Here is a 4,253-nt window from a genome sequence, read left to right as displayed (position 1 = left end):
AAATAAGGTATTAAACATTTATATCCCAGGATTTACTGATAACCTTTAGAGTTAGCAAAGTATTCCCAAAGAGGGCTGATAACTTCAAAGCCCAACTAATAAATAAAGTTACTAATTACTTAATAAATAAACATAACATAGTTCAGAAACAAAATTGTCGATCTTCAACAAAGTTGTCGAAGATCGACAACTTTTATTGATTTTTTTTGAACAAATTATTGCTGAAATTCAAAGGTCGCAAAGCATTCCGATGAAATCGGGTTTAACTCAATAAAAAAAATTTGATATTTTGTCGATCTTCGACAAAAACGACAAAAAACTATGCCATAATAAACAAAATAATTTTATCAAAATAATTGGGTCTAAAATCCCGTCTTTTAAGGCGAAATATTTTTGGAACGTTGCTCTAATACCCGTTACAAAAACATAAGTCGCCAATCGGACGGCTCCCCTATCAGTAAGGGCGAATAGCCATTCGCCCCCTACTGATTTCTGACTTCTGACTTCGTTAAATCTGTCTATGAACAACTTCTAAAATCTAGGATAAAAGTGACTAATTAATTGTTCACAAATACACCAGTATATTCACGGTTTTCTAGTCTAAAAAACTTCTTATTAGTAAGTATTTTATAAATTTATGCAACTAAAATCAGAGGTGCATTGGATTCAACATCCAGATGGTTATTGGATATTACGCAATCCTGAATATCCAACTTTTCTACAGGTAGATAATATTGATAAAAATGTCATTTGTCTGTTAGAAAAAAATCCAATCCCTGCCATTGCGAATAAATACGATTTAACTATCCAAGACATTCAACAATTATTGCAAAAATTAGCAGCAACAGGTATGTTGGAGGGTACGGAACCTCCGCCGAAAAAGTTCTCTTTGGCACAANATCCTGAATATCCAACTTTTCTACAGGTAGATAATATTGATAAAAATGTCATTTGTCTGTTAGAAAAAAATCCAATCCCTGCCATTGCGAATAAATACGATTTAACTATCCAAGACATTCAACAATTATTGCAAAAATTAGCAGCAACAGGTATGTTGGAGGGTACGGAACCTCCGCCGAAAAAGTTCTCTTTGGCACAAATATTATTTTTCAAAATTCCTCTGTTCAAACCTGACGAGTGGTTAGAAAAACATCTAGATAAATTACGTTGGATTTGGACTAAAGCCTTTGGTTTTTTTCTCTGTTTTTTCCTAGGTCAAACAATTTTTTTGTGGTTAGTTTATGCCACAGATATTGTTTCTGCTCATCAACAAGTTTGGGGAGATTCGACTTTAGCTCCAACTAATTTATTAAAGTTAGGTTTTGCCTCAATGTTGGTGATTTTTTTGCATGAATTAGGTCATGCTTTTACTCTGAAAAATTTCGGCGGTATTGTGCCAGAAATTGGTTTATTATTTATGTGTTTCATGCCTGGGATGTACACGAATACTTCAGACCAATATTGTTTAGTAAAACGGAAACAAAGAGTTTTAGTTGTAGCAGCGGGGGTAATAGTTCAAATAATTATTTGGGCGTTGGCAGTGTGGTTATTATTAGCATCTCCTCCCCAGAGTTTGATGCAGCAAAATAGTTATTTATTAATGAGTGCTGCTCTAGTAACGGTGGTGTTAAATCTTAATCCATTAAATGCTTTTGATGGTTATCATCNTAATTATTTGGGCGTTGGCAGTGTGGTTATTATTAGCATCTCCTCCCCAGAGTTTGATGCAGCAAAATAGTTATTTATTAATGAGTGCTGCTCTAGTAACGGTGGTGTTAAATCTTAATCCATTAAATGCTTTTGATGGTTATCATCTGTTAGTAGCAATGACAGGAATTAATAATTTAAGGAAGCGATCACTTGAATTTTATTTTGATTTATTGCGCCGTCAACCTTCACCTGAGAAAACATCTGACCAAGCTATTTTAGCTATTTATGCTCCTCTTAGTATTATTTATACGGTTTTGATTTTGGGTTATACGTTGTGGTTAGTTGGGAATTTAATTTGGGAATTTTTACCAATACAGGAATTAGGTAATATCACCATATTATCGTAGGGGTTAACGGCCGTTAACCCGTACCAAGACTTACGCAGTACCGCTGTATTTAGTATGGGCAAATGCCATTTGCCCCTACAGGTGGTCTATTATTTAATATTTTGCATAAGTCCTGCCTAGAAATGCCTTTTAACTTTTGACTTTTGACTTTATTAGGAGTATCTATAAATGAAAATTAATCAATTTTTACAAGTAGTTGTTGTTAGCTCAATTATGAGTGTAGGATTTTCTTCCAAGTTGCCTGTAGGAGCTTTTGTCACAAATTATACTGACAATAATAATAGTTTAACTACTAATAGTAATTCTTCTGGAAGTTCTAATTTATCACAATTTTTAGGTGAAACATCTCAGAATTCTCAAACATCTACTATTGATTGTAACTTAGTAGATAAGGTTAAGGATTATGTAGGGACACCTGAACCTACTTTAATTAGTGGGTTATTTTTTGTAGTAGGATTAGGTTTGTGGAGTCGAAGGAAAAAGATAATTAAGTAGTTGTGCTTTTAGGAATTTCCTAGTTGAAACAGGGGTAGTCAGAGCAATAACCTTGGCTCAACCACAAATGTAACTTCTACTACCACAGACAAAAGCCATACTGTAGCTCAAAAAAAGTGCAAAAATATAGACTACCCTAGACAAATATACACAAAATGTCTAGAATATAAAACAATCACTAATTTGCAGAAAGATTAGGAGTTAGTGTAAAAACTGTACAGCCTTGGGATAATTCTGGAAAGTTAAAAGCCAAGCGCACAATATCAAATCACCCNCTTCTACTACCACAGACAAAAGCCATACTGTAGCTCAAAAAAAGTGCAAAAATATAGACTACCCTAGACAAATATACACAAAATGTCTAGAATATAAAACAATCACTAATTTGCAGAAAGATTAGGAGTTAGTGTAAAAACTGTACAGCCTTGGGATAATTCTGGAAAGTTAAAAGCCAAGCGCACAATATCAAATCACCCCTATTAAAAATTCTTGTCGCAAAAATGTCACAAATAGCCTTTTTTCCCTCTTGTAATAAAAATTACCCCTTCAAAGCCAAGTCATGGTTCAATAATTGATAATTGATAATTGATAATTGATAATTGATAATTGATAATTACCTCTCCCTAAAAGGAAGAGGATTGAATAAAAGGAAAATAAATTCATTGTTTCTCCTTTAAAGGAGAGGCTTTAAACCTTAATTATTCGGTAAAACTGTAAAAGCAAGACTAGAAAAGGTTTTAAGTAGTGGGGGTGGTGGGACTTGAACCCACACGACTGTTAAGGTCAACGGATTTTAAGTCCGTAGCGTCTACCATTCCGCCACACCCCCTTAAGAGTAATATATTATATTTTTTTGCTCATTCCTTTATTAAAGCACAATGTTTAAAATTTTGGCAAGTATTTTGAAAAAAAAATATTAAGGATTCTCGGTAAACAGATTAATCTTTTTGTAAGGCTCTAGAATCTAGTCATTTGGGGAAAGGAGTCATTTCAGTTATCAGTTATCAGTTTTTAGTTACCATCGTAACAGCGGATATTTGGTTTTTCCTGTCCTTTCCTGTCCTTTCCTGTCCTTTCCTGTCCTTTCCTGTCCTTCGGAATGCTGCCTCTTGCAGAGGAGCTACCCTAACGCAAACTTGAGAACTTGATTGTATGGCCAATATAGGCTTCAGGCTAAATATCTGAAAAAATCTCTTGCCAGGAGAAAATTATAGAATAATCTGGAGATTTACTGGAAAAACAATTAATCTGCCCATAATATATTAGACAGTATACGATTAACTATTGAAATTTCTCAATCTTGATTTATGAATTTAGAGCTATTAACGAACTTAGAACTAGGCACAAATCTAATTATCCTAATCATTTATGCTGCCCTAGCTGGAGCCTATCTCCTAGTAATGCCAGCTATAGTCTATGCTTATCTTAATACCCGTTGGTATGTTGCTAGTTCTATTGAACGAGTTTTGATGTACTTCTTGATGTTCTTATTCTTCCCTGGTATGTTGGTTTTGTCCCCATTTTTAAACTTTCGCCCTAGAAAGCGACAAATTGAAGGTTAATGCGACGAATTGATGCCATTGTAATAAGTATTGGTATTTTTGGTGCTGGTGGTCTCCTCTATTTAGTATTACAAGTAGTAGGGATAGATAGTACCAATGCTGGTATTTGGACACAAGCAATTTTGGTCGGTGGCTTATT

The 4,253-nt window shown here is 34.2% G+C and carries 4 protein-coding genes and 1 tRNA gene; 3 read left to right on the top strand and 2 right to left on the bottom strand.

Annotated features, from left to right (window positions below):
• Positions 1-2,225 precede the first annotated feature (2,225 nt).
• Positions 2,226-2,552 carry a PEP-CTERM sorting domain-containing protein gene (locus AFK68_RS07985; protein ID WP_094672286.1) on the top strand — a complete coding sequence of 109 codons (327 nt, stop codon included), beginning with the start codon at positions 2,226-2,228 and terminating at the stop codon, positions 2,550-2,552.
• Between the two features lie 564 nt (positions 2,553-3,116).
• Here the strand turns inward: AFK68_RS07985 and AFK68_RS44530 are convergent.
• Entirely contained in the window at positions 3,117-3,215 is a 99-nt protein-coding gene (locus tag AFK68_RS44530; protein WP_143437676.1) for a DUF4896 domain-containing protein, read from the bottom strand.
• 82 nt (positions 3,216-3,297) lie between these two features.
• Positions 3,298-3,381: transfer RNA gene (locus AFK68_RS07980), tRNA-Leu, on the bottom strand.
• Positions 3,382-3,859: 478 nt separating this feature from the next.
• Between AFK68_RS07980 and ndhL the strand changes: the two genes are divergently transcribed.
• A complete protein-coding gene (gene ndhL, locus AFK68_RS07975) occupies positions 3,860-4,114 on the top strand; it encodes an NAD(P)H-quinone oxidoreductase subunit L (RefSeq protein WP_094672285.1) in 255 nt (84 codons plus the stop codon).
• Positions 4,114-4,253: DUF3007 family protein (locus AFK68_RS07970; protein WP_143437675.1), on the top strand; the 140-nt coding region annotated here is incomplete at its 3' end. The genes ndhL and AFK68_RS07970, both read left to right, overlap by 1 nt.

Source organism: Hydrocoleum sp. CS-953 (genome assembly GCF_002260545.1).
Classification (GTDB): Bacteria; Cyanobacteriota; Cyanobacteriia; order Cyanobacteriales; family Microcoleaceae; genus Trichodesmium.
Note: the sequence above shows the minus strand (reverse complement) of the source record. Positions and strands in the feature narration are given on the sequence as shown.